18 protein-coding genes are annotated in these 20600 nt (G+C 61.0%); 8 read left to right on the top strand and 10 right to left on the bottom strand.

What is annotated here, in order from left to right; translation table 11 throughout:
* Positions 1-22: 22 nt before the first annotated feature.
* A complete protein-coding gene (locus ACW9H9_RS17140; RefSeq protein ID WP_457344328.1) occupies positions 23-985 on the top strand; it encodes a CobW family GTP-binding protein in 963 nt (320 codons plus the stop codon).
* On the opposite strand, the gene ACW9H9_RS17135 is transcribed toward ACW9H9_RS17140, so the two are convergent.
* On the bottom strand, positions 979-1371 hold the full coding sequence (locus ACW9H9_RS17135; RefSeq protein ID WP_457344329.1) for a DUF3301 domain-containing protein: 393 nt from the start codon (positions 1369-1371) through the stop codon (positions 979-981). The two genes, ACW9H9_RS17140 and ACW9H9_RS17135, sit on opposite strands and share 7 nt — an antisense overlap.
* 118 nt (positions 1372-1489) lie before the next feature.
* On the opposite strand from ACW9H9_RS17135, the gene pdxY reads away from it, so the two are divergent.
* Entirely contained in the window at positions 1490-2362 is an 873-nt protein-coding gene (gene pdxY / locus ACW9H9_RS17130; RefSeq protein ID WP_457344330.1) for a pyridoxal kinase PdxY, read from the top strand.
* A 65-nt stretch (positions 2363-2427) separates the two neighbouring features.
* Here the strand turns inward: pdxY and ACW9H9_RS17125 are convergent, their stop codons facing one another.
* On the bottom strand, positions 2428-2913 hold the full coding sequence (locus ACW9H9_RS17125; RefSeq protein WP_457344331.1) for an acyl-CoA thioesterase: 486 nt from the start codon (positions 2911-2913) through the stop codon (positions 2428-2430).
* Positions 2914-3194: 281 nt separating this feature from the next.
* Here ACW9H9_RS17125 and ACW9H9_RS17120 point away from each other — a divergent pair, with 281 nt between their 5' ends.
* Positions 3195-4958, top strand: coding sequence for a cation:proton antiporter (locus ACW9H9_RS17120; protein ID WP_457344332.1), 1764 nt, complete (start codon positions 3195-3197; stop codon positions 4956-4958).
* A gap of 19 nt (positions 4959-4977) precedes the next feature.
* Here the strand turns inward: ACW9H9_RS17120 and ACW9H9_RS17115 are convergent, their stop codons facing one another.
* The 3 genes from ACW9H9_RS17115 to uvrD all read right to left on the bottom strand — a co-directional run bounded on the left by ACW9H9_RS17115 (position 4978) and on the right by uvrD (position 8763).
* Entirely contained in the window at positions 4978-5385 is a 408-nt protein-coding gene (locus ACW9H9_RS17115; RefSeq protein WP_457344333.1) for an SMI1/KNR4 family protein, read from the bottom strand.
* 135 nt (positions 5386-5520) lie between these two features.
* On the bottom strand, positions 5521-6393 hold the full coding sequence (locus ACW9H9_RS17110; protein WP_457344334.1) for a Tim44 domain-containing protein: 873 nt from the start codon (positions 6391-6393) through the stop codon (positions 5521-5523).
* A 186-nt stretch (positions 6394-6579) separates the two neighbouring features.
* Positions 6580-8763, bottom strand: a complete 2184-nt coding sequence (uvrD, locus tag ACW9H9_RS17105) for a DNA helicase II (RefSeq protein ID WP_457344335.1) — start codon at positions 8761-8763, stop codon at positions 6580-6582.
* Between the two features lie 268 nt (positions 8764-9031).
* Between uvrD and ACW9H9_RS17100 the strand changes: the two genes are divergently transcribed.
* Both ACW9H9_RS17100 and hexR read left to right on the top strand, forming a co-directional pair.
* On the top strand, positions 9032-11905 hold the full coding sequence (locus ACW9H9_RS17100; RefSeq protein WP_457344336.1) for a putative bifunctional diguanylate cyclase/phosphodiesterase: 2874 nt from the start codon (positions 9032-9034) through the stop codon (positions 11903-11905).
* 161 nt (positions 11906-12066) lie between these two features.
* Positions 12067-12933 carry a transcriptional regulator HexR gene (hexR, locus tag ACW9H9_RS17095; protein WP_457344337.1) on the top strand — a complete coding sequence of 289 codons (867 nt, stop codon included), beginning with the start codon at positions 12067-12069 and terminating at the stop codon, positions 12931-12933.
* 199 nt (positions 12934-13132) lie between these two features.
* Here the strand turns inward: hexR and ACW9H9_RS17090 are convergent, their stop codons facing one another.
* The 4 genes from ACW9H9_RS17090 to ACW9H9_RS17075 all read right to left on the bottom strand — a co-directional run bounded on the left by ACW9H9_RS17090 (position 13133) and on the right by ACW9H9_RS17075 (position 15929).
* A complete protein-coding gene (locus ACW9H9_RS17090; protein WP_457344338.1) occupies positions 13133-13819 on the bottom strand; it encodes a hypothetical protein in 687 nt (228 codons plus the stop codon).
* 2 nt (positions 13820-13821) lie between these two features.
* Positions 13822-14436: a hypothetical protein gene (locus ACW9H9_RS17085; protein ID WP_457344339.1), complete on the bottom strand. Its 615-nt coding sequence runs from the start codon at positions 14434-14436 to the stop codon at positions 13822-13824.
* 23 nt (positions 14437-14459) lie between these two features.
* A complete protein-coding gene (locus tag ACW9H9_RS17080; protein ID WP_457370435.1) occupies positions 14460-15617 on the bottom strand; it encodes a DUF2515 family protein in 1158 nt (385 codons plus the stop codon).
* Positions 15618-15743: 126 nt separating this feature from the next.
* Positions 15744-15929, bottom strand: a complete 186-nt coding sequence (locus ACW9H9_RS17075; protein WP_457344347.1) for a hypothetical protein — start codon at positions 15927-15929, stop codon at positions 15744-15746.
* Here ACW9H9_RS17075 and ACW9H9_RS17070 point away from each other — a divergent pair.
* Complete coding sequence (locus ACW9H9_RS17070) at positions 15867-16064, top strand: PA3496 family putative envelope integrity protein (protein WP_457344341.1); 198 nt, start codon at positions 15867-15869, stop codon at positions 16062-16064. The two genes, ACW9H9_RS17075 and ACW9H9_RS17070, sit on opposite strands and share 63 nt — an antisense overlap.
* On the opposite strand, the gene ACW9H9_RS17065 is transcribed toward ACW9H9_RS17070, so the two are convergent.
* Positions 15994-16968, bottom strand: coding sequence for a LysR family transcriptional regulator (locus ACW9H9_RS17065; protein WP_457344342.1), 975 nt, complete (start codon positions 16966-16968; stop codon positions 15994-15996). The two genes, ACW9H9_RS17070 and ACW9H9_RS17065, sit on opposite strands and share 71 nt — an antisense overlap.
* 194 nt (positions 16969-17162) lie before the next feature.
* On the opposite strand from ACW9H9_RS17065, the gene ACW9H9_RS17060 reads away from it, so the two are divergent.
* Positions 17163-18578, top strand: a complete 1416-nt coding sequence (locus ACW9H9_RS17060) for an acetyl-CoA carboxylase biotin carboxylase subunit (protein ID WP_457344343.1) — start codon at positions 17163-17165, stop codon at positions 18576-18578.
* 102 nt (positions 18579-18680) lie between these two features.
* A complete protein-coding gene (gene oadA, locus ACW9H9_RS17055) occupies positions 18681-20489 on the top strand; it encodes a sodium-extruding oxaloacetate decarboxylase subunit alpha (RefSeq protein WP_457344344.1) in 1809 nt (602 codons plus the stop codon).
* Positions 20490-20600 lie beyond the last annotated feature (111 nt).

Raw genomic sequence — 20600 nt, 5'->3', positions numbered from 1 at the left:
CACCGTCTGAATGATGCCTTCGATGCTGCAGAACATTCCCACTCATGTGATTGCCGGGCCCTTGGGTGCCGGCAAGACCAGCCTGCTCAAGCACCTGTTGGCCCAACGCCCGGCGTCTGAGCGCTGGGCGGTGTTGATCAACGAGTTCGGGCAAATCGGCCTGGACGCCGCATTGCTTACCCGTGATGAAGACGGCATCGCCCTGGGCGAGGTGGCGGGTGGCTGCCTGTGCTGCGTCAACGGCGCGCCGTTCCAGGTGGGGTTGGGGCGTTTATTGCGCAAGGCCCGGCCCGATCGGCTGTTTATCGAGCCGTCGGGGCTGGGGCATCCGGCGCAATTGCTTCAACAACTGCGGCAGGCGCCTTGGCACACGGTCTTGGCGGTGCAGCCGTGCGTGGTGGTGCTGGACACCCAGGCCCTGGCGGCGGGTCTGCCCTTGCCAGCTTCCCAGCAGGACACCCTGGCGAGCGCCGGGCTGTTGGTGTTGAACAAAGATGAAGGGCTCACCGACGCCCAGCGCCTGGCCATTCGCGCGCAACTGCCCGACATCCCGCTCAAATGGACGCGACAGGGCCACCTGCCGTTGGCGCAGTTGCCGGGTGGGTCGGCGCAGGCGGGCCAGGCTGTGGATAACTTCGCGGTGCCCCAGGGGCTGGCGCAGCGGCCGGCGATCTGGACGGATCCGGCGTTGCCCATTTGCCTGAGCCATGGCCAAGAGGACGGCTGGAGCATCGGCTGGCGTTGGCACCCGAGCCAGCGCTTTGATGCACGGCGTGTCGAGGCATGGTTGCAGGCGTTGGCGTGGCGGCGGGCGAAACTGGTTATCCACAGCACCGAGGGCTGGGTGTCGTGTAACGCTGTGGATAACGCCACGTTGAGTTGGCAACCCAGTGAATGGCGCCGGGACTCGCGGATTGAACTGATTTTCAACGGGGCCCAAGAGGCCAACCTCTTGCAGCAAGCCCTGGCCGACTGCCGTCAGTGACGGCCTTTGCCATGCTCCTGGCGCCACTGGCTCAGTTCGATCACCTCGGCGGTGGGCTGTGGGGGCTTGATTTCAAAGGGGTAGGGCGCCAGTTCGATCTGTGCGCTGTGGGCGCCGAACTGGGTGATGGTGCCGGGATGGCGTGCATCGCCGGTCACGGTGAACTCAAAATTGTAGATGCGCGCCAGGCGCCGCCGACCGCTGGCATCTTTGACAAAACCCATGCGTTTTAACGCCACCGCTTCGTCCAGCAGCTCGATGTCGAGCTGGGCGCAATGCTGTTTGACCCGCGCCAGTGCCCGCTCGCGCAGGCCGTGGTTGTGCCACAGCCAGGCAGCGCCGGTGGCCAGCAGCATCAGCACGAAGATATTTCCAAGGGTGAGCATTGGGGGAGACTCCAACAAGGTCGTGCCAGCTTAACTGCGTCTCTGGTCTGTCGTACAGGCCGCGTTTAGTCGCATACTGCGCGGCCAGAATTTCAACGGCTTTACGGAAATCTCCTGCATGAAACGTACCCCCCATCTGCTTGCGATCCAGTCCCATGTGGTCTTTGGCCACGCCGGTAACAGCGCCGCCGTTTTCCCCATGCAGCGGGTCGGGGTAAACGTGTGGCCGCTCAACACCGTGCAGTTCTCCAACCACACCCAGTACGGGCAGTGGGCGGGCGAGGTGCTGGCGCCGCAGCGCATTCCCGAGCTGGTGGAAGGGATCGCGGCGATCGGCGAGTTGGGCCATTGCGATGCCGTGCTGTCGGGCTATTTGGGCAGCGCCGCGCAAGGGCGGGCGATTCTGGCGGGCGTGGCGCGCATCAAGGCGGTCAACCCCAAGGCCCTCTACCTGTGCGACCCGGTGATGGGCCACGCCGAAAAAGGCTGCATCGTGCCCCAGGAGGTCAGCGACTTTCTGCTCGACGAGGCGGCGGCGGTGGCGGATTTCCTGTGCCCCAACCAGCTGGAGCTGGACAGCTTTGCCGGGCGCAAGCCGCAGTCGTTGTTCGACTGCCTGGGCATGGCCCGCGCGCTGCTGGCCCGGGGGCCGAAGGCGGTGCTGGTCAAACACCTGGACTACCCCGGCAAGCTGCCGGACGGTTTCGAGATGCTGCTGGTGACCGCCGAAGGCAGCTGGCACCTGCGCCGACCGCTGCTGGCGTTTCCGCGTCAGCCGGTGGGCGTGGGCGACCTGACCTCGGGCCTGTTCCTGGCGCGGGTGCTGTTGGGGGACAGCTTGCTGGCGGCCTTTGAGTTCACCGCCGCCGCCGTGCATGAGGTGCTGCTGGAGACTCAAGCCTGCGCCAGTTACGAGCTGGAGCTGGTGCGGGCCCAGGACCGTATCGCCCACCCGCGTGTGCGTTTCGAGGCCACCGCCATCAGCCTGTAAAACACCGGCGCTGCCCACCGGCTTGAGCGTGTTGACCGCTCAAGCCGGTGGGCGCGGGGCGGGAATCAAGGGGCGTCGGCTTTGATTTCCTGATAGCGCTTTTCCAGCTCCTGGCGGATCTGGCGGCGCTGCTGGGCCTGCACGAAGCGGCGTTTTTCTTCGCCGTTCTGTGGCTGCAACGGGGGCACGGGGGCCGGTTTGCGGTTGTCGTCCACCGCCACCATGGTGAAGAAGCAGCTGTTGGTGTGGCGCACCGAACGCTCGCGGATGTTTTCGGTGACGACCTTGATCCCCACTTCCATCGACGTATTGCCGGTGTAGTTGATCGACGCCAAAAAGGTCACCAGTTCGCCAACATGGATCGGCTCACGAAAAATCACCTGGTCCACCGACAGCGTCACCACGTAACGGCCGGCATAACGGCTCGCACAGGCGTAGGCCACTTCGTCGAGGTACTTGAGCAGCGTGCCGCCGTGCACGTTGCCTGAGAAGTTGGCCATGTCAGGGGTCATCAATACCGTCATCGACAGCTGGGCGTTTCCGGGTTCCATAGCACACTCACGGGTTGTAGGCATTGGTTGGGGGGCACCTCTGCGGGTGCTGCACTCTTAATGACGGACGCCGGGGCGCGGCTTGCCGTCACGCCCGGGTCGATCTGTTTCCATATATTGCACCGGCTTTCTGCTGGAAGTCGCGGTGTTACCCTTGAAAAGCCCATTTCAAGGGCATTTCTTACGATCAAGGCCGACTTTTCCTTCCGTTAATTGCGACTTTTCGGTGGCGTATTGCGGAAGCGGGAAAGGTGCCAGTACCCCTCAAGGAGCCCCACGCCATGCACGCCATCAGCTTTATCCAGGACCTGGCCGTGATCATGCTGGTGGCCGGGGTGGTCACCATCCTGTTTCACCGCCTCAAGCAACCGGTGGTCCTGGGGTACATCGTGGCCGGTTTCATCATCGGCCCGCACACCCCGCCGTTCGGGCTGATCCACGATGAAGACACCATCAAGACCCTGGCCGAGCTGGGGGTGATCTTCCTGATGTTCTGCCTGGGCCTGGAGTTCAGCCTGCGCAAGCTGTTCAAGGTGGGGGCCACCGCGTTTATCGCCGCGTTTCTCGAGATCGTGCTGATGATCTGGATCGGCTACGAGATCGGCCAGTGGTTTGACTGGAACACCATGGACTCGCTGTTTCTGGGCGCGATCCTGGCGATTTCCTCGACCACCATCATCGTCAAGGCGCTCAACGACCTGAAGATGAAAAACCAGCGTTTCGCCCAACTGATTTTTGGCGTGCTGATCGTCGAAGACATCCTGGGCATCGGCATCATCGCCTTGCTGTCGAGCATCGCCGTCAGCGGCACGGTCAGCTCCGGCGAGGTGTTTTCCACGGTGGGCAAGCTGTCGTTGTTCATGATCGTCGCGTTGGTGATCGGCATCTTGCTGGTGCCCCGCCTGCTGGCCTACGTGGCCCGGTTCGAGAGCAACGAGATGTTGCTGATCACCGTGCTGGGCCTGTGTTTCGGTTTTTGCCTGCTGGTGGTCAAGCTGGAATACAGCATGGTGCTGGGCGCGTTCCTGATCGGCGCGATCATGGCCGAATCCCGGCAGTTGCTCAAAATCGAGCGGCTGATCGAGCCGGTTCGCGACATGTTCAGCGCCATTTTCTTTGTCGCGATCGGCTTGATGATCGACCCACAGATTCTGCTGCAATACGCCTGGCCGATTGCGGTGATCACCGTGGCCGTGGTGCTGGGCAAGATGTTGTCCTGCGGCCTGGGGGCGTTTATCGCCGGCAACGACGGAAGAACCTCACTGCGCGTGGGCATGGGGCTGTCACAGATTGGCGAGTTTTCGTTCATCATCGCTGCGCTGGGCATGACGTTGCAGGTGACCAGCGACTTCCTCTACCCGGTGGCCGTGGCGGTGTCGGCCATTACCACCTTGCTCACGCCTTACCTGATCCGCGGCGCCGACCCGCTGTCGTTGAAGATCGCGGCGGTCATGCCCAAGCGCATGAGCCGGGTGTTTGGCCTGTATGGCGAATGGCTGCGCAGCATTTCGCCCCAGGGCGAAGGCGCGATGCTGGCCTCGATGATCCGCAAGATCATCCTGCAGGTGGGGGTAAACCTGGCGTTGGTAGTGGCGATCTTTTTTGCGGGCAGCTTTTTCGCGGCGCGTATCGGCCGTTACCTGGAGGGCTGGATCAGCGACCCGAGCTGGCAGAAGGCGTTGATCTGGGGCGGGGCGTTGCTGTTGTCGCTGCCGTTTCTGATTGCGGCCTATCGCAAGCTCAAGGCGCTGTCGATGCTGCTGGCCGAGATGAGCGTGAAGCCGGAAATGGCCGGGCGCCATACCCAGCGCGTGCGACGGGTGATCGCGGAACTGATCCCGATCCTGTCGCTGCTGATGATCTTTGTACTGCTGGCAGCCTTGTCGGCCAGTATCCTGCCGACCAACAAGTTGCTGGTGCTGATTGCCGTGGTCACGGCGGCGGTGGCCGCGGTGCTCTGGCGCTGGTTCATCCGCGTGCATACGCGGATGCAGGTGGCTTTGCTCGAAACCCTGGAGAACAACAAGGAAACGTCGGAGCATTGACCGCGCCGAGCGCGCGGGCTCAGCTTTCCAGCCAGACGTCCCGCGCCCAGTGCCACACCGATTCCCACGACTCTTCGGTGACGATTTCTTCTTCGCCGGACCACAGCACCACGGTGCCGTCTTCTTCGACGCAATAGTAGTCGTCGCCGTCCTGGCAGATCGGGATCAGTTCACGCGGCACGCCCAGGTCCCAGGCGGTGGCGGCCACTTCCGGCAGGTAAGTGTGCGAACCCGGGTCGGTCACGGTGACCGGCTCCAGGCTGCCGTAGACCACGTCGCTGACGGTCAGCAAAAATTCCTTGAACACGAACGGGATGTTGATGAACAGCTGTTCCTCGACTTCCACCAACTGGTCTTCGTCTGGCAGTTCCAGGGGAACCGGGACCGGTTCGTTGGCTTCACGCAATTGTTCGATGATTTCTTCCACGGCCGGGATCCTCTTGCTCGATGGCTCGGTTTATAGGGGCGCTTTATACAGTAGCTCGCTATAAGTGCAACCGTGAAATAGAAAACCCCGGACATGTCCGGGGTTTGGCTAAACACGTGGGTAACGCGTCTGGAATCAGCCGTTCTGGCGGATACCGGCCACCAGCCAAGGCTGGTTGTCGCCTTGTGGGCGCTCCATGTTCCAGCTTTCGCTGAAGGTTTCGCCCTGGTCGAAACGCGAGGTTTTCGACACGCCGCTGAAGGTCAGGGTGGCGATGGTCTTGTCGGCGCGGTCGTCCACACCTTCAAGCTGCACGTGCAGGTTGTCGATGAAGGTCGACTGGAAGCCGTCGCCCAGGTCGGCACGTTCGCGCTTGAGGAACTCCAGCAGTTGCGGGGTCACGAACTCGGCGATCTTGTCCATTTCGTTCGCGTCCCAGTGCTGCTGCAGCGCCTGGAAGTGGTTGCGGGCGGCTTCGACAAAACGCTGCTCGTTGAACCAGGCCGGTGCATTGATGACCGGACGCGCGGCAGCCGGCGCGGCCGAACCCCCGAAGAGCGAACCCATGGCGGGTTTCTGCTCGAACACTTCACGCTGCATCGGCGCGCCAGCCGGGGCCATGTGCTCCTGCTGCTTGCGGCGACGGGCGGCGATAAAGCGGAAGATCACAAAGGCGATGACGGCCATGATCAGGATGTCGAAGAACTGCATGCCCTGGAAGCCGCCGCCCATGAACATGGACGCCAGCAGGCCACCGGCGGCGATGCCTGCCAGAGGGCCCAACCAGCGCGAAGCACCGCCGGCCTTGGCCGCGGCGCCAGCGGCACCTGCCGCGCCAGCTGTTGCAGCGGCGCCGCCGAAACCACCGCCCGAAGGCGCCATTTGGCTGGTCTGGTGAGTCGGCGCCGAGCCCATGCTTTTGCCGCCACCGAAGCGCTTGGCGTTGGCGTCGAGGCTCATCGTCAGGCCGATGCACAACGCCAGGGCGATGCTAAGAAAACGTTTCATAAAGGGAATTCCCGTTTGTGGATTGCACGCGCGCCATGTTGCACAGGTGAAGCGGCAGTGGCTAGCGGCATAGTGTTTCGGGCTTTTGCGTAAGACCGATACGAATTGTCCGTAGGACTTGTTACAGATATTGGCCCGCCTGCGGCAAAAACAAGGGGCGGGCCACACTTCAATCGCAGGCAGGCGTTACAGCGCTTCCAACTTGGCGTACCCGAGCATCAGCCATTTGCTGCCCTCGGCGAAGTTCACCTGAACCCGCGCCTGGGCGCCGGCGCCTTCGAAGTTGAGGATCACGCCTTCGCCGAAGATCGCGTGCTTGACCGGCTGGCCCAGGCTGAATGGCGTCTCGGGGATCTCGGAACCGGCGAACAGGTTGCTGGTGTTCTGCGCCTGCCCACCGGCAAACGGTCGGCTGACGCTGTTGGACAGCCGCACTTCCTGGATCAGCCCCTTCGGCACTTCGCGTACGAAACGCGACACCTTGTTGTAGGTTTCGCTGCCATACAAACGGCGGGTTTCGGCGTAGGTCATCACCAGGTTCTGCATGGCCCGGGTAATGCCCACGTACGCCAGGCGACGTTCCTCTTCCAGGCGGCCGGGCTCTTCCAGGCTCATCTTGTGCGGGAACAGGCCTTCTTCCATGCCCACCAGGAACACATACGGGAACTCCAGGCCCTTGGCGCTGTGCAGCGTCATCAGTTGAATGCTGTCTTCGTGCTCGTCGGCCTGGGTGTCGCCCGCCTCCAGCGAGGCATGGCCCAGGAACGCGGCGAGCGGGGTCAGCTCTTCGTCTTCTTCGGTGTTTTCAAAGGCGCGGGCGGCGCTCACCAGTTCCTCGAGGTTTTCCACCCGGGCCTGGCCTTTTTCGCCTTTTTCCGCCTCGTGGTAGGCGATCAGGCCGGACTGCTCGATCACGGTCTGCGTCATCAAATGCAACGGCATTTCCAAGCATTTGGCCGCGAGGTTCTCGATCAGCTCGACAAACACCCCCAAGGCACTCGCCGCGCGGCCGGTAAGGCCCTTGTTGGCGATGAGCAGGCGCATGGCCTCCCACATCGACACATCGCTGTGGCGGGCGTGGTCGCGGATGGCTTCGACGGTTTTTTCGCCAATGCCTCGCGCCGGTACGTTGATCACTCGTTCCAGCGCCGCATCGTTGCCACGCCCTTCCAGCAGGCGCAGGTAGGCCATGGCGTTCTTGATTTCGGCGCGCTCGAAGAAGCGCTGGCCGCCATAAATGCGGTACGGAATGCGTTCGCGCAGCAAGGCTTCTTCCAGCACCCGCGACTGGGCGTTGGAGCGGTACAAAATGGCGATGTCACTGTGGGCGAGGCCGGTTTTCAGGGCGCTTTCGATGGTTTCCACCACATAGCGCGCTTCATCGTGTTCGTTGAAGGCGGCATACAAGTTGATGGACTCACCTTCGCCGCCGTCGGTCCACAGCTCCTTGCCCAGGCGCCCGGTGTTGTTGGCGATCAAGGCGTTGGCGGCCTTGAGGATCCCGGCGGTGGAGCGGTAGTTCTGCTCCAGGCGGATGGTTTCGGCGTCGGGGAAATCGTCGCTGTACTGGTAGATGTTCTCGATCTTCGCGCCGCGCCAGCCGTAGATCGACTGGTCGTCGTCGCCCACCACCATCAGGCTGTCGCCGCCCTTGGCCAACAGGCGCAACCAGGCGTACTGCACGGCGTTGGTGTCCTGGAACTCGTCCACCAGGATGTGCCGGAAGCGCTTCTGGTAGTGCGCGAGCAGGCCGGGGTTGTCGCGCCACAGGTCGAGGGCGCGCAGCAGCAGCTCGGAAAAGTCGATGACCCCGGCGCGCAGGCAGGCCGCTTCATAGGCCTCGTAAATGCTGCGCATGGTGGCCAGGAACAGGTCGCCACTGGCCTGGATATGCTGCGGGCGCAGGCCTTCGTCTTTCTGGCCGTTGATGAACCATTGGGCCTGGCGGGCGGGCCAGCGTTGTTCGTCCAGGCCCAGCTCGCGGATCACCCGCTTGACCAGGCGCTGCTGGTCATCGCTGTCCAGAATCTGGAAGGTCTGGCTCAGTCCCGCTTCCTGCCAATGCGCCCGCAACAAGCGGTGCGCCAGGCCGTGGAAGGTGCCCACCCACATGCCGGCCGGGCTGAGGCCCATCAACTGCTCGATGCGGTGGCGCATCTCGGCAGCGGCCTTGTTGGTGAAGGTCACCGACAACATGGAGTGGGGCGAGGCGCCTTCGACCTGGATCAACCAGGCGATGCGGTGCACCAGCACTCGGGTTTTGCCGGAGCCAGCACCGGCCAGGACCAACTGACGGCCAACGGGGGCGGCTACGGCCTGGCGTTGGGCATCGTTGAGGGAGTTCAGCAGAAGGGAGAGATCATCGCGCATCGGCGCATTCTAGGGGGCCGGAGGGAGTCGGGCAAATACCAATGCCGGGCGGTGGCGGGAAAACGTCACGGTAAGGGTTTGCCCGGTGCCTATTGATGACTGGTCAGTCAAGCGCCGCAAGCCACGGCCCGTCTCGCTCAAGCCGTCTGGCCCCAAGGTTTGCGACGGATCGGCGCGCGAGTTTTATCGCCCGGGGCTGTTTGGCACGCGCGTTTGCTTGTGTATGCTCCGTCGACGTTTCGGGCTCACCATTATAAGAACACTGCCTATGACCCTTAGCATCGACCTGGCGGGCCTTTTTGCGGCCCCAGCGCAGGTTATCCGTAAACATTACGCCACCGAGATGGCCGTTGAGCGCACGCGCCTGTTGTACCAGGGCTCGTTGCTGCCGACGTTACTAATGCTAGTGAACGGCCTGGTGTGTGCCTGGCTGCTGTGGGACCCGCAGCGCTACGTGCTGGACAGCGTCTGGCTGGTGTGGCTGCTGGCCTTGGTGGCGCTGCGCGTGATCCAGGTGGCCGCGTTCGATTCGGCCATGCCCAGCCGCCAGGCGCAGCCCGTGTGGCGGCGCATGTTCCTGCTTGGTTCTGCCGCCAGCGGCCTGACCCTGGCCAGCGCGGCCATCGCCCTGGTGCCGGTGGACAGCTTTGTGCAGCAGGCGTGGGTATTTGGCCTGATCGGCGCGGCGACGCTGTCCGCCAGCGTTGCCTATGCCGTGAGCCTGCCAGCGTTTTTGTCATTTGCCGTGCCGTGCCTGGTGCCGGCCATCGGGTATCTGTTCTGGCATGGCGACCCGCAGCAGCAGGGGTGGGGCTGCCTGGGCCTGATCCTGCTGGCGTCGTTGAGCGTGGTGGCGTGGCAGGTCAACCGGTTGATCCAGCGCGGCTTGCTGCGCCGCTTCCAGAACCAGGCCCTGATCGAGCATTTGCAACAAGCCCGGCAGCGCAGTGAACAGTTGAACCAGGCACTGGTGCGCGAGGTGGAGCAGCGGCGCCTGGCCGAACAGGAGCTGCGTGAGGCGCAGGTGGGCCTGCAACACCGTGTGGAACAACGTAGCCAGGCGTTGGACGCGGCCAGCCTGGCCCTGAACAAAAGCGAGGCACGCCTGGCCATGGCGTTGCAGGCCAGCGAGTTGGGCCTGTGGGACTGGAACCTGCAAACCGACGAAGTCCACCACACCCAGCTTCAGGAGCTGTTTGGCCTTGAGCCTGCGTACGTCACGGCAATGCTCAGCCACCTCAAGCCGCGCCTGCACCCGGACGATCTGCCGCTGCTCAAGCGCGCCCTGGTGGAGCATCTCAAGGGCCGCAGCGAAGACTATCAAGTCGAATACCGGGTGCGGCATGGCGCTGGCCACTGGGTGTGGATCCAGGACCGTGGCCGCGCCGTGGAGCGCTCGCCCGCCGGGCGGGTCACGCGGATGCTCGGCACCCGCCGCGACATCAGCGCAGGTAAAGCCCTGGAGGAGCAACTGCGCCTGGCCTCGACCGTGTTCGAGGCGGCCAGCGAAGGCATTGTGATCCTGGACCCGGACTACCGGCTGGTCGCGGTCAATCAGGCGTTTCGCCAGGTCACGGGGTTCGACACCGACGACATGATCGGCCGCAACGTCGTCGAGCTTCCCAGCAGTCGCGATGCCCGGCGCCATTTCCCGGCCATCCGCCAGGCGCTGCTCAGCCACGGCACCTGGCAGGGCGAACTGGTGGAAACGCGCAAGAACGGCGAGCTGTACCCGCAGTGGCTGCAACTGAACGTGGTGCGCGATGTGCGGGGAAACGTTAGCCATATCGTGGGCTTCTTCGCCGATCTGTCGGCCCGGCGGGAATCCGAGGAGCGCATGCGCTACCTCACCCACTATGACGAATTGACCGGCCTGGCCAACCGTTCGCTGTTTCGCGAACGGCTGCGCGAGGCCCACCAGCGGGTGCGTCAGGGCGGGCGAAGCCTGGCACTGCTGCACATCAACCTGGACCGTTTCAAGCTGCTCAATGACAGCCTCGGGCATGAAGTCGCCGACCAGTTGCTGCAAAAAATGGCCCGCCGCTTGATCAATGCGCTGCCCGAGGCCGACACCATCGCGCGGCTCTCCGGGGATGAATTTGCCGTGCTGTTCGACGCCTATGCCAACCTGTCGAGCCTGGCACGGGTGGCCACGCGGCTGTTGGCCAAGTTGCGGGTGCCGGTGACGGTGGAGGGGCATGAGCTGGTGGTCAGCGCCTCCATGGGTGTCAGTTTGTTGCCTGATAACGCGCGGGAAATTTCCGCGCTGGTCAGCCAATCGAACATAGCCATGCAACACGCCAAACATCTGGGCGGCAATAACTTCCAGTTCTACACCGACAGCCTGCAAGCCAGCACACTTGAGCGTTTGCAGCTGGAAAACCATCTGCGTAAAGCCATTGATGAACACCAACTGACCGTGTTCTACCAACCCAAATTGTGCCTGGCCACCGGCCAGTTGAATGCCGCCGAAGCGCTGATCCGCTGGCATCACCCGCAGTGGGGCATGGTGCCGCCGGGGGACTTCATCGGCATGGCCGAAGAAACCGGGCTGATCGTGCCGTTGGGGGAGTTCGTGCTGCGCCAGGCGTGCTGGCAGGCTTGCCAATGGCAGCGATCGGGGCTGGCGCCGATTCGCGTGTCGGTCAACCTGTCGGTGCACCAATTGCGTCAGGGCAAGCTGGTGAGCCTGGTGCGCCATGTGCTTGAAGAAACCGGCCTGGACCCGCAATACCTGGAGCTTGAGCTGACCGAAAGCCAGTTGCTCGACAGCGTGGAACACATCATCGGCACGTTCCAGCAACTGCGCGACCTGGGGGTGAAGCTGGCCATCGATGACTTTGGCACCGGCTATTCCTCGCTCAGTTACCTCAAGCGTATCCCGGTGGACTACGTGAAGATCGACCAGACCTTTATCCGCAGCCTGGGCCTGGGCCGCGAAGATGCGGCGATCACCCGGGCCGTCATCGCCATGGCCCACGGGCTGGCACTCAAGGTGGTAGCCGAAGGCGTGGAAGACCAACAGCAACTGGATTTCCTGCGGGCCGAGCAGTGTGACGAGGTGCAGGGGTATTTGATCGGCCGGCCCATGGAGGCCGACGCGCTGGCAGATGTGTTACGAAAAAATGCCGACATTCTCTAGTCGGGCCGGGGCCGCCAAAGGGGCTACATAGAGCCTGCCCGCTGTTTCAGCGGGCGTGCGGGCGATTTAGTAACGTATCGAGCGGGCAAATGGGCAATTCTTGTAGTATAACTACAAGCTTGCTACATCCCTCGCACCGCCCATAACAAGAGTCCTGCCCTTTGAACCTGTTGCAACATATCGCCCAGTCGCGCCACCTGTTACGCAAATCGGAACTTAAAGTTGCCGATCACGTGCTGCTTGACCCTGCGGCCGTGATGCACAGTTCCATGGCCGACCTGGCCCACAGCGTGGGCATCAGCGAGCCGACCATCGTGCGCTTCTGCCGCGCCATCGGTTGCTCGGGGTTTCAGGACTTGAAACTCAAGCTGGCCCAAAGCCTGGCCGCTGGCGCAAGCTTTGGGCAGTTCGCCATCCATGAAGACGACTCCGTCGCCGACTACAGCCTGAAAATCTTCGACACCACCCTGCACACCCTGATGGAAGTGCGCGAAAAGCTCGACCCGGTGGAGTTGCAAAAGGCCGTGACCGCCATGTCCCAGGCCCAGCGTGTGGAGTTCTACGGCTTCGGCGCCTCCGGTGCGGTTGCGGCTGACGCCCAGCACAAATTCTTCCGACTGCTGCTGACGGCCGCGGCCTACAGCGACCCGCACATGCAGGCGATGTCGGCGGTGACCCTCAAACCCACCGACGTGGCCATCTGCATTTCCCAGTCAGGCCGCTCCAAAGACCTGCTGATCACCGCCAACCTGGTGCGCGAAAGCGGCGCCTCGCTGATCACCTTGTGCCCCAGCCAAACCCCCTTGGCAGAACTGTCGACCGTCAACCTGGCGATTGATGTGCATGAAGACACCGAGATCTACACGCCGCTTACGTCGCGTATCGCCCACCTGGTGGTGATCGACGTACTGGCGATGGGCGTGGCCATGGCGCGTGGGCCGAGCCTGGTGAACCACCTCAAGAGTGTGAAGCGCAGCTTGCGGAGTTTGCGGTTGTCGCCCAAGTCGGTTAAGGCGATTGATGATTGAGGGGTTTCAGGACTCACTCACAAGGCGTGCCTGGCGATAGGCCGTTGGGCAGGTTTAATGTCTTGGAAGACAGTTGAAGAGGCGTTTCATTTTTTTAACGGTCAGCACTATGCCGATATCTAAGGCGGTAAAGTGAGAACGCATGATAAGGCTTCTTTTTTATACGTTCGGTAAGATCAGTTCACACAAGCTTTAAGTGTTATAGGTTGCTGAAGTCCGTGCCGATACTGACATCTATCAAGTACTTCGCTGTTTGCGGGTTGCGCTCATCGCAGCGCTTATAACACTTTACATTAAGGTCGAGCCGATATTTTTCGGGTATCAATAGGGTTGCCACGACCACTTTTTCAAATAATGTATTTTGCAAAAGAGCGCGGTCATTCTTATTTTCTATTTTGATCCATGTATTATCTGTTTTGTTTTTTGGTACCCAGCCGGCCTTTTGCAAGGTGTCTTGTAAATGCTTGAGGCGCGGAATGAGTTGCTCAAAGGTCACCGTTTCCAGCATTGGCGAGGTGGTAATAGTCGTAACACGCTCTTTGTTATAGCCCACGGCGCCGAACAGGGTGGCTGGCAAGATGAAACCGTGTTGAGGATCGTCAAATTTCACGATGACAGGGCTGTTGATCCACGTTGAGTCAGCCACTGGCGGCTCGGTGGGTCTTAGCAGGGTTTTAGACTTAATGGGAAATGTGGAGTCACGCACCACCGCTTCATAGGGTTTGCCAATATGCAGGGCAAGCGTATTAGTTGTGTCGGCGGGATGGATGAAATAAAAGAACAGGCCAATCGATATCATCCCCCCAACAACTATTTCTGATGTTGCTTTTTTCCTACTGAACTTTATAAATTTAATGCGAAAGCTGGCAATGAGGTTAAGGGGCATTGTTAGTGAGGTCCGGGTTTTGTGAAGTCTTTACCCAGGCTGATATCTATTAGATACCTGGCTTTTTCTGGTGCGCGTTCGTCGCAGCGCGGAGCACATATCACCGTCAAAAAAAGCATGTATTTGTCAGGAATTAAGAGCGTGACAGTTTCAATTTTATCGAATAGTACGCGCTGTAGCGCATTTCTGGCGACCTCGCTCTCAGTATTGAGCCAGCCGCCTCGATCCGCATAATGGGGTGTCCATCCAGCGGTTTTTAACGTTGCCTGTAAATCATCAAGTAGTGGAATCAGCTGTTCAAAAGGTAGCGCTTCCAGCATCGGTGACGTTGTCAGGGTCGTGACTTTCCATTCGTTGAACGCGACTACGCCAAACCGGGTGGGTGGCAAGGTAAAACCGTGTTGAGGATCATCAAATTTTATAATGACTGGACTGCGAATCCAGATCGAGTCCGGCTCGGGTTTTTCGCCCGGATAAATGACGGTTTTTGATTTAATCGGAAAGCTTGAGTCGTGTACAACCTGCTCATAGCGCTTTCCGGTGTGTGCCGAAATGAGCGGGATAGTGTTGGCTGTGTAAATACTATAAGCCAATGAAAAGAAGCAAAGGGTGATCAATATGCACTCATTAGCTCTTTGCATTATTCAACGCCGCCGCCATGAGCAATATCGGTAATGGCTGTTTTGAGTTGGGCTTGAGTTACGGGGTTTTTCAGCAATATGTCGAATTGAGTGGCCGCGCGCATCACAAAATCCATTCGCTGGTCTTTGTCTGCCAAGTCGGCAATCGGGTTTTGGCTGAATGCAATTCTCCGATTGTCTGACGCTTTGCATTGGCTGGCCAGTGTTAATTGTATTTCCTCAGGCAGCCCTGAAAATAAACCGGTGACGACAGATAGGACGTCGCCTGCTTGAGTTCCACGCATTAATAATGCGAAGCGCCTAACGTCGTACATGGCGGGTTGAAGGATATTCAATTGTTCGTGTTGCGCCATTGATCGTACGCTCGCACTTATGCTGCCTTGGTTAATTAAGCCGAACGCTTGCAAAATATCCGTTTGGGCCTTGCCAAACTTAACGGTATCGTCAATAGGCCAAAAAAAATCATTTCTTATATTTTCACGATGGGATAGACACGCTGCCATCTCTTCATATCCCCGCACCATAAAAAACCGATGCAACGGATAAACATCCAGAAACAGCGCCGTATTCCCCAGCGCCAACATTTCATGCACATACCTCAACTCTTCCTGAAGCATTTCGACCGCACCCCCCAATAGCAGGTCGCTCGTCAGTGGCACCGGGTTTCGCTGTTTGGCCCTGTCCCATTCCTCCCAAAGCTCCACATTTGAGCGCAATTTATTGAGCACAATCCGCTCGTATAAATCCTTGGGATGGCTGTCCTTGAGCGCCTGATAAGCCCTTTTCTCATCTTCGATACGTTGTTCCAGTGTCACGGCATGCAGCAGCCCACACCCGACTTGCTTCGACGCAAACGCCGCCAACCCTGCCCATTGAAACCGCTGATCCGCCAGCCACAGCTGCGCATACGCGGCGTTGATCTTGCGGTTGCGCGCCTGTGGGTCGGCGATCAGAACGCCGCCGGGGGCGATCCAGTCTTGGGCTTCTTGCTGGAAGCGGCGCCACAGGCAGTTGCAGGTCAGCAGCGGAACTTCGATGCGGGTGGTCGGGTTGGGGCCGTCGGTGAGGGTTTCGCGTTTGCAGTCGGGCAGTTCGCGGGTGCTGTCCCAGAGTTTTTTCAGATCCAGGTCGTGGGGCACCAGGCAGTGTGTGGTCATATCTGCATCCTTGCGCTCAGGCTGTGCGTGAGCCACGGACGCTATCCAGCAGGCCTGGGAGGGTCAATCGCGTACGGCCTTGAACGCCGACAATCAGAACGCTCTGTCGCTTGGGTCAGACGGGTACTACATGGCAAATGCCAATATCGCGGGATTTGCAGGATTCATCAGCTTGTCATGCCCGCGCCGCCAAACCGTCATCGCCCCGGCGGATCCTGTACTCCCCGTACTCGCATTGGGAGACTCGCAATGGCCCGGCACTACGAAGACAGCAACAGCACCGTCAAAACCCGCCGTCAGCAGGAAGACCAGCGCCGCATGGCGTTCCGTCGCGCAATTGAAGACCGCTGCGAGCAGCGTCAATTGCAGCAAGCCATCACCGATTACCCGGAGCTCCACTGGCAGGCGTCCCTGGCTGCCCAGCGAATCGCTCAGCCAGCACGCTGATCTGCGCCCGCTCGCTGCGGATAAAGCCCAAGAACGCATGGGCCACCGGTGACAGGCGCTTGGCCCTGGCCTGCACCAGGCACCAGCTGCGGTACAGCGGCAACTCTTCCACCGGCAGCTCCTTGAGCCCGCCGGTGGCCAGTTCCAGGTTGACGGCGTGACGGGTCAGCAGCGCCACGCCCAAGCCTGCCAGCACGCATTCGCGCTGCGCCTCGGCCGAGGCCACTTCGACCGTCTGGGTGAAGTGCACGCGTTTTTCCTTGAAGTACTCTTCGCACGCCATCCGCGTACCCGAGCCGGATTCGCGCAGCAGCAGCGTGTACGGCTCAAGGTCCTGCAAGCGCAGCGGGCCTTGATGGCTCAACGGGTGGTCGGCGGGCGCCACGGCCACGATCGGGTTGTTGAGAAACGGCAGAAATTCCAGGCCCATGTCCTGGGGCACCATGGACATGATCACCAAGTCGTCGCGGTTGTCGGACAGCCGGCGGATGACCTGGGCGCGGTTGACCACCGTCAGTTGCAGGTTCACCTCCGGGTGCTGGCGCTTGAAGGCGGCGAACAGGTGCGGCACGAAGTACTTGGCGCTCGACTCCACCGCCAGTTTCAACTGGCCCTGTAACGAGCCCTGCATGTCCGACAGCTGCATGTCGAGGTTTTCCAGGCGACCGAAAATGTCGCGGCTGGCGCGCTGCAAGGCCTCGGCGGCTTCGGTCATGTAGAGTTTTTTGCCGACGTACTCGAACAGCGGCTGGCCCAGCAGTTCTTCCAGCTGGCGGATTTGTAGGCTGACGGCCGGTTGAGTGAGTGACATTTCCTCGGCCGCCCGGCTGTAGGAGCGTAAATCACACACTTCATTGAAAATTTGCAGCTGACGCAATGTTATACGCATCAATGACTTACGCATTATCTAGCTCACTTGGATCCGCCCCTGAACGGCAACTATAAGCTTTTGCTTATACACGGCCCAATAATTATTGATTTTTGTTAATCCTGCGCTGCGCATAGTGTGTGTCTCGCGACTGGCTTGAAACATTTGGTCACGCGCCGACCCGCTTCCCGGGTCGAAGTAGGTAGCAATCGGCTCAAGGGAATTTCCAAGTGATAAAAAAGATCCTGATCGCCAACCGTGGTGAGATCGCCGTGCGAATCGTGCGGGCTTGTGCCGAGATGGGCATCCGCTCGGTGGCGGTGTTCTCCGACGCGGATCGCCATGCGCTGCACGTCAAGCGTGCCGACGAGGCCCACAGCATTGGCGCCGAGCCCCTGGCCGGTTACCTCAACCCGCGCAAGCTGGTAAACCTGGCGGTGGAAACCGGTTGCGACGCCTTGCACCCCGGCTACGGGTTCCTGTCGGAAAACGCCGAACTGGCCGACATTTGCGCCGAACGCGGGATCAAATTCATTGGCCCGTCGGCCGACGTGATCCGCCGCATGGGCGACAAGACCGAAGCGCGCCGCAGCATGATCAAGGCCGGTGTGCCAGTGACGCCGGGCACCGAAGGCAACGTCGCCGGTATCGAGGAGGCCCTCACCGAAGGCGACCGTATCGGTTACCCGGTGATGCTCAAGGCCACCTCCGGCGGTGGCGGTCGCGGTATCCGCCGTTGCAACAGCCGCGAAGAACTCGAACAAGCCTTCCCCCGGGTGATCTCCGAAGCCACCAAGGCCTTTGGCTCGGCAGAAGTGTTTCTGGAAAAGTGCATCGTCAACCCCAAGCACATCGAGGCGCAGATCCTGGGTGACAGCTTTGGCAACGTGGTGCACCTGTTCGAGCGCGATTGCTCGATCCAGCGCCGCAACCAGAAGCTCATCGAAATTGCCCCCAGCCCCCAGCTGACCCCCGAACAGCGCGCCTACATCGGCGACCTGTCGGTGCGCGCGGCCAAGGCGGTGGGCTACGAGAACGCCGGCACCGTGGAGTTCCTGCTCGCCGAGGGCGAGGTGTACTTCATGGAAATGAACACCCGCGTGCAGGTGGAACACACCATCACCGAGGAAATCACCGGCATCGACATTGTGCGCGAGCAGATCCGCATCGCGTCGGGCCTGCCGCTGTCGGTCAAGCAGGAAGACATCCAGCACCGGGGCTTCGCGTTGCAGTTTCGCATCAACGCCGAAGACCCGAAAAACAACTTCCTGCCCAGCTTCGGCAAGATCACCCGCTACTACGCGCCCGGCGGCCCCGGCGTGCGCACCGACACGGCGATCTACACCGGCTACACCATTCCGCCGTTCTACGACTCCATGTGCCTGAAACTGGTGGTGTGGGCGTTGACCTGGGAAGAGGCCATGGACCGCGGCCTGCGCGCCCTGGACGACATGCGCCTGCAAGGCGTGAAGACCACCGCCGCCTACTACCAGGAAATCTTGCGCAACCCGGAATTTCGCAGTGGCCAATTCAATACAAGCTTTGTGGAAAGCCACCCCGAGCTGACCAACTACTCGATCAAGCGCAAACCTGAAGAACTGGCCCTGGCTATCGCCGCCGCCATCGCTGCCCACGCGGGTTTATAAATAAGCAGCGGCAAGCTGTCAGCGGCAAGCGGCAAGCAAAAGCGAATTGGCTTTTGCTTGCGGCGTGTAGCGCGAAGCTTGCCGCCATGAGGAGTTCCGACTATGAGCAAGAAGATCTTCGTTACCGACACCATCCTGCGCGACGCTCACCAATCGTTGCTGGCGACCCGCATGCGCACCGACGACATGCTGCCGATCTGCGACAAGCTCGACAAAGTCGGCTACTGGTCGCTGGAAGTCTGGGGCGGCGCCACGTTTGACGCCTGCGTGCGCTTTTTGAAGGAAGACCCGTGGGAGCGCCTGCGCCAGATGCGCGCCGCGCTGCCCAACACCCGCCTGCAAATGCTGCTGCGTGGCCAGAACCTGTTGGGCTACCGCCACTACAGCGACGACGTGGTCAAGGCGTTCGTCGCCAAGGCCGCCGTGAACGGGATCGACGTGTTCCGCATCTTTGACGCGATGAACGACGTGCGTAACCTGCGCGTGGCCATCGAAGCGGTCAAGGCCGCGGGCAAACATGCCCAGGGCACCATCGCCTACACCACCAGCCCGGTGCACACCGTCGAAGCGTTTGTGGCCCAGGCCAAGCAGTTGGAAGCCATGGGCTGCGACTCGGTCGCGATCAAGGACATGGCCGGTTTGCTCACCCCGTTCGCCACCGGCGAGCTGGTCAAGGCGCTGAAGGCCGAGCAGAGCCTGCCGATTTTCATCCATTCCCACGACACCGCAGGCCTGGCCGCGATGTGCCAGCTCAAGGCCGTGGAAAACGGTGCCGATCACATCGACACCGCCATCTCGAGCTTTGCCTGGGGCACCAGCCACCCGGGCACCGAGTCGATGGTCGCGGCCCTTAAAGGCAGCGAGTTCGACACCGGCCTGGACCTGGAACTGCTGCAGGAAATCGGCCTGTACTTCTACGCCGTGCGTAAGAAATATCACCAGTTCGAAAGCGAATTCACCGCCGTCGACACCCGTGTGCAAGTCAACCAGGTGCCGGGCGGGATGATCTCCAACCTCGCCAACCAGCTCAAAGAGCAGGGCGCGTTGAACCGCATGAGCGAAGTGCTGGCCGAAATCCCGCGTGTGCGTGAAGACCTGGGCTTCCCGCCGCTGGTCACGCCCACCTCGCAAATCGTCGGCACCCAGGCGTTTTTCAACGTGCTGGCTGGCGAGCGCTACAAGACCATCACCAACGAGGTGAAGCTCTACCTGCAAGGCGGCTACGGCAAGGCGCCGGGCACCGTGAACGAAAAACTGCGGCGCCAGGCCATCGGCAGCGAAGAGGTCATCGACGTACGCCCGGCCGATTTGCTCAAGCCGGAAATGACCAAGCTGCGCGGCGAAATCGGTGCGTTGGCCAAGTCTGAGGAAGACGTGCTGACCTACGCGATGTTCCCGGACATCGGCCGCAAGTTCCTGGAAGAACGCGACGCCGGGACCCTGGCCCCTGAAGTGCTGTTGCCGATCCCCGAAGCGGGCGGCGTGGCCCGTGCCGGTGGCGAAGGCGTGCCCACCGAGTTCGTGATCGACGTGCACGGCGAAAGCTACCGCGTCGACATCACCGGGGTGGGCGTGAAGGCCGAAGGCAAGCGCCACTTCTACCTGTCCATCGATGGCATGCCCGAAGAAGTGGTGTTCGAACCGCTCAACGAATTTGTCAGCAGCGGCACCAGCAAGCGCAAACATGCCACCGAGCCTGGCCATGTGAGCACGGCGATGCCGGGCAACATCGTCGACGTGCTGGTCAAGGAAGGCGATGTGGTCAAGGCCGGCCAGGCCGTGCTGATTACCGAAGCCATGAAGATGGAAACCGAAGTGCAGGCAGCCATTGCTGGCAAGGTGACCGCCGTTCATGTGGCCAAGGGCGACCGGGTCAACCCGGGCGAAATCCTGATTGAAATCGAGGGCTGATCCCGGCCTTCGTTCTACCGCTTAATCCTCGGGGGGGCAGGTGCCCCCTTTTTTTTGGTTCTTCACGGAATCCCGGGAAAGACAGAAACAAGAACGCCGATTTGATGGATG

This window comes from Pseudomonas sp. SDO5215_S409 (genome assembly GCF_054071325.1).
The sequence above is the reverse complement of the archived record's forward strand: the minus strand, read 5'-3'. Positions and strand labels throughout refer to the sequence as shown.

Excerpts from the sequence above, each read along its gene's own strand:
- ACW9H9_RS17140 (WP_457344328.1), top strand. The coding sequence starts at position 23 with ATGCTGCAGAACATTCCCACTCATGTGATTGCCGGGCCCTTGGGTGCC.
- ACW9H9_RS17135 (WP_457344329.1), bottom strand. The coding sequence starts at position 1,371 with ATGCTCACCCTTGGAAATATCTTCGTGCTGATGCTGCTGGCCACCGGC.
- pdxY (WP_457344330.1), top strand. The coding sequence starts at position 1,490 with ATGAAACGTACCCCCCATCTGCTTGCGATCCAGTCCCATGTGGTCTTT.
- ACW9H9_RS17125 (WP_457344331.1), bottom strand. The coding sequence starts at position 2,913 with ATGGAACCCGGAAACGCCCAGCTGTCGATGACGGTATTGATGACCCCT.
- ACW9H9_RS17120 (WP_457344332.1), top strand. The coding sequence starts at position 3,195 with ATGCACGCCATCAGCTTTATCCAGGACCTGGCCGTGATCATGCTGGTG.
- ACW9H9_RS17110 (WP_457344334.1), bottom strand. The coding sequence starts at position 6,393 with ATGAAACGTTTTCTTAGCATCGCCCTGGCGTTGTGCATCGGCCTGACG.
- uvrD (WP_457344335.1), bottom strand. The coding sequence starts at position 8,763 with ATGCGCGATGATCTCTCCCTTCTGCTGAACTCCCTCAACGATGCCCAA.
- ACW9H9_RS17100 (WP_457344336.1), top strand. The coding sequence starts at position 9,032 with ATGACCCTTAGCATCGACCTGGCGGGCCTTTTTGCGGCCCCAGCGCAG.
- ACW9H9_RS17090 (WP_457344338.1), bottom strand. The coding sequence starts at position 13,819 with ATGCCCCTTAACCTCATTGCCAGCTTTCGCATTAAATTTATAAAGTTC.
- ACW9H9_RS17080 (WP_457370435.1), bottom strand. The coding sequence starts at position 15,617 with ATGACCACACACTGCCTGGTGCCCCACGACCTGGATCTGAAAAAACTC.
- ACW9H9_RS17070 (WP_457344341.1), top strand. The coding sequence starts at position 15,867 with ATGGCCCGGCACTACGAAGACAGCAACAGCACCGTCAAAACCCGCCGT.
- ACW9H9_RS17065 (WP_457344342.1), bottom strand. The coding sequence starts at position 16,968 with ATGCGTAAGTCATTGATGCGTATAACATTGCGTCAGCTGCAAATTTTC.
- oadA (WP_457344344.1), top strand. The coding sequence starts at position 18,681 with ATGAGCAAGAAGATCTTCGTTACCGACACCATCCTGCGCGACGCTCAC.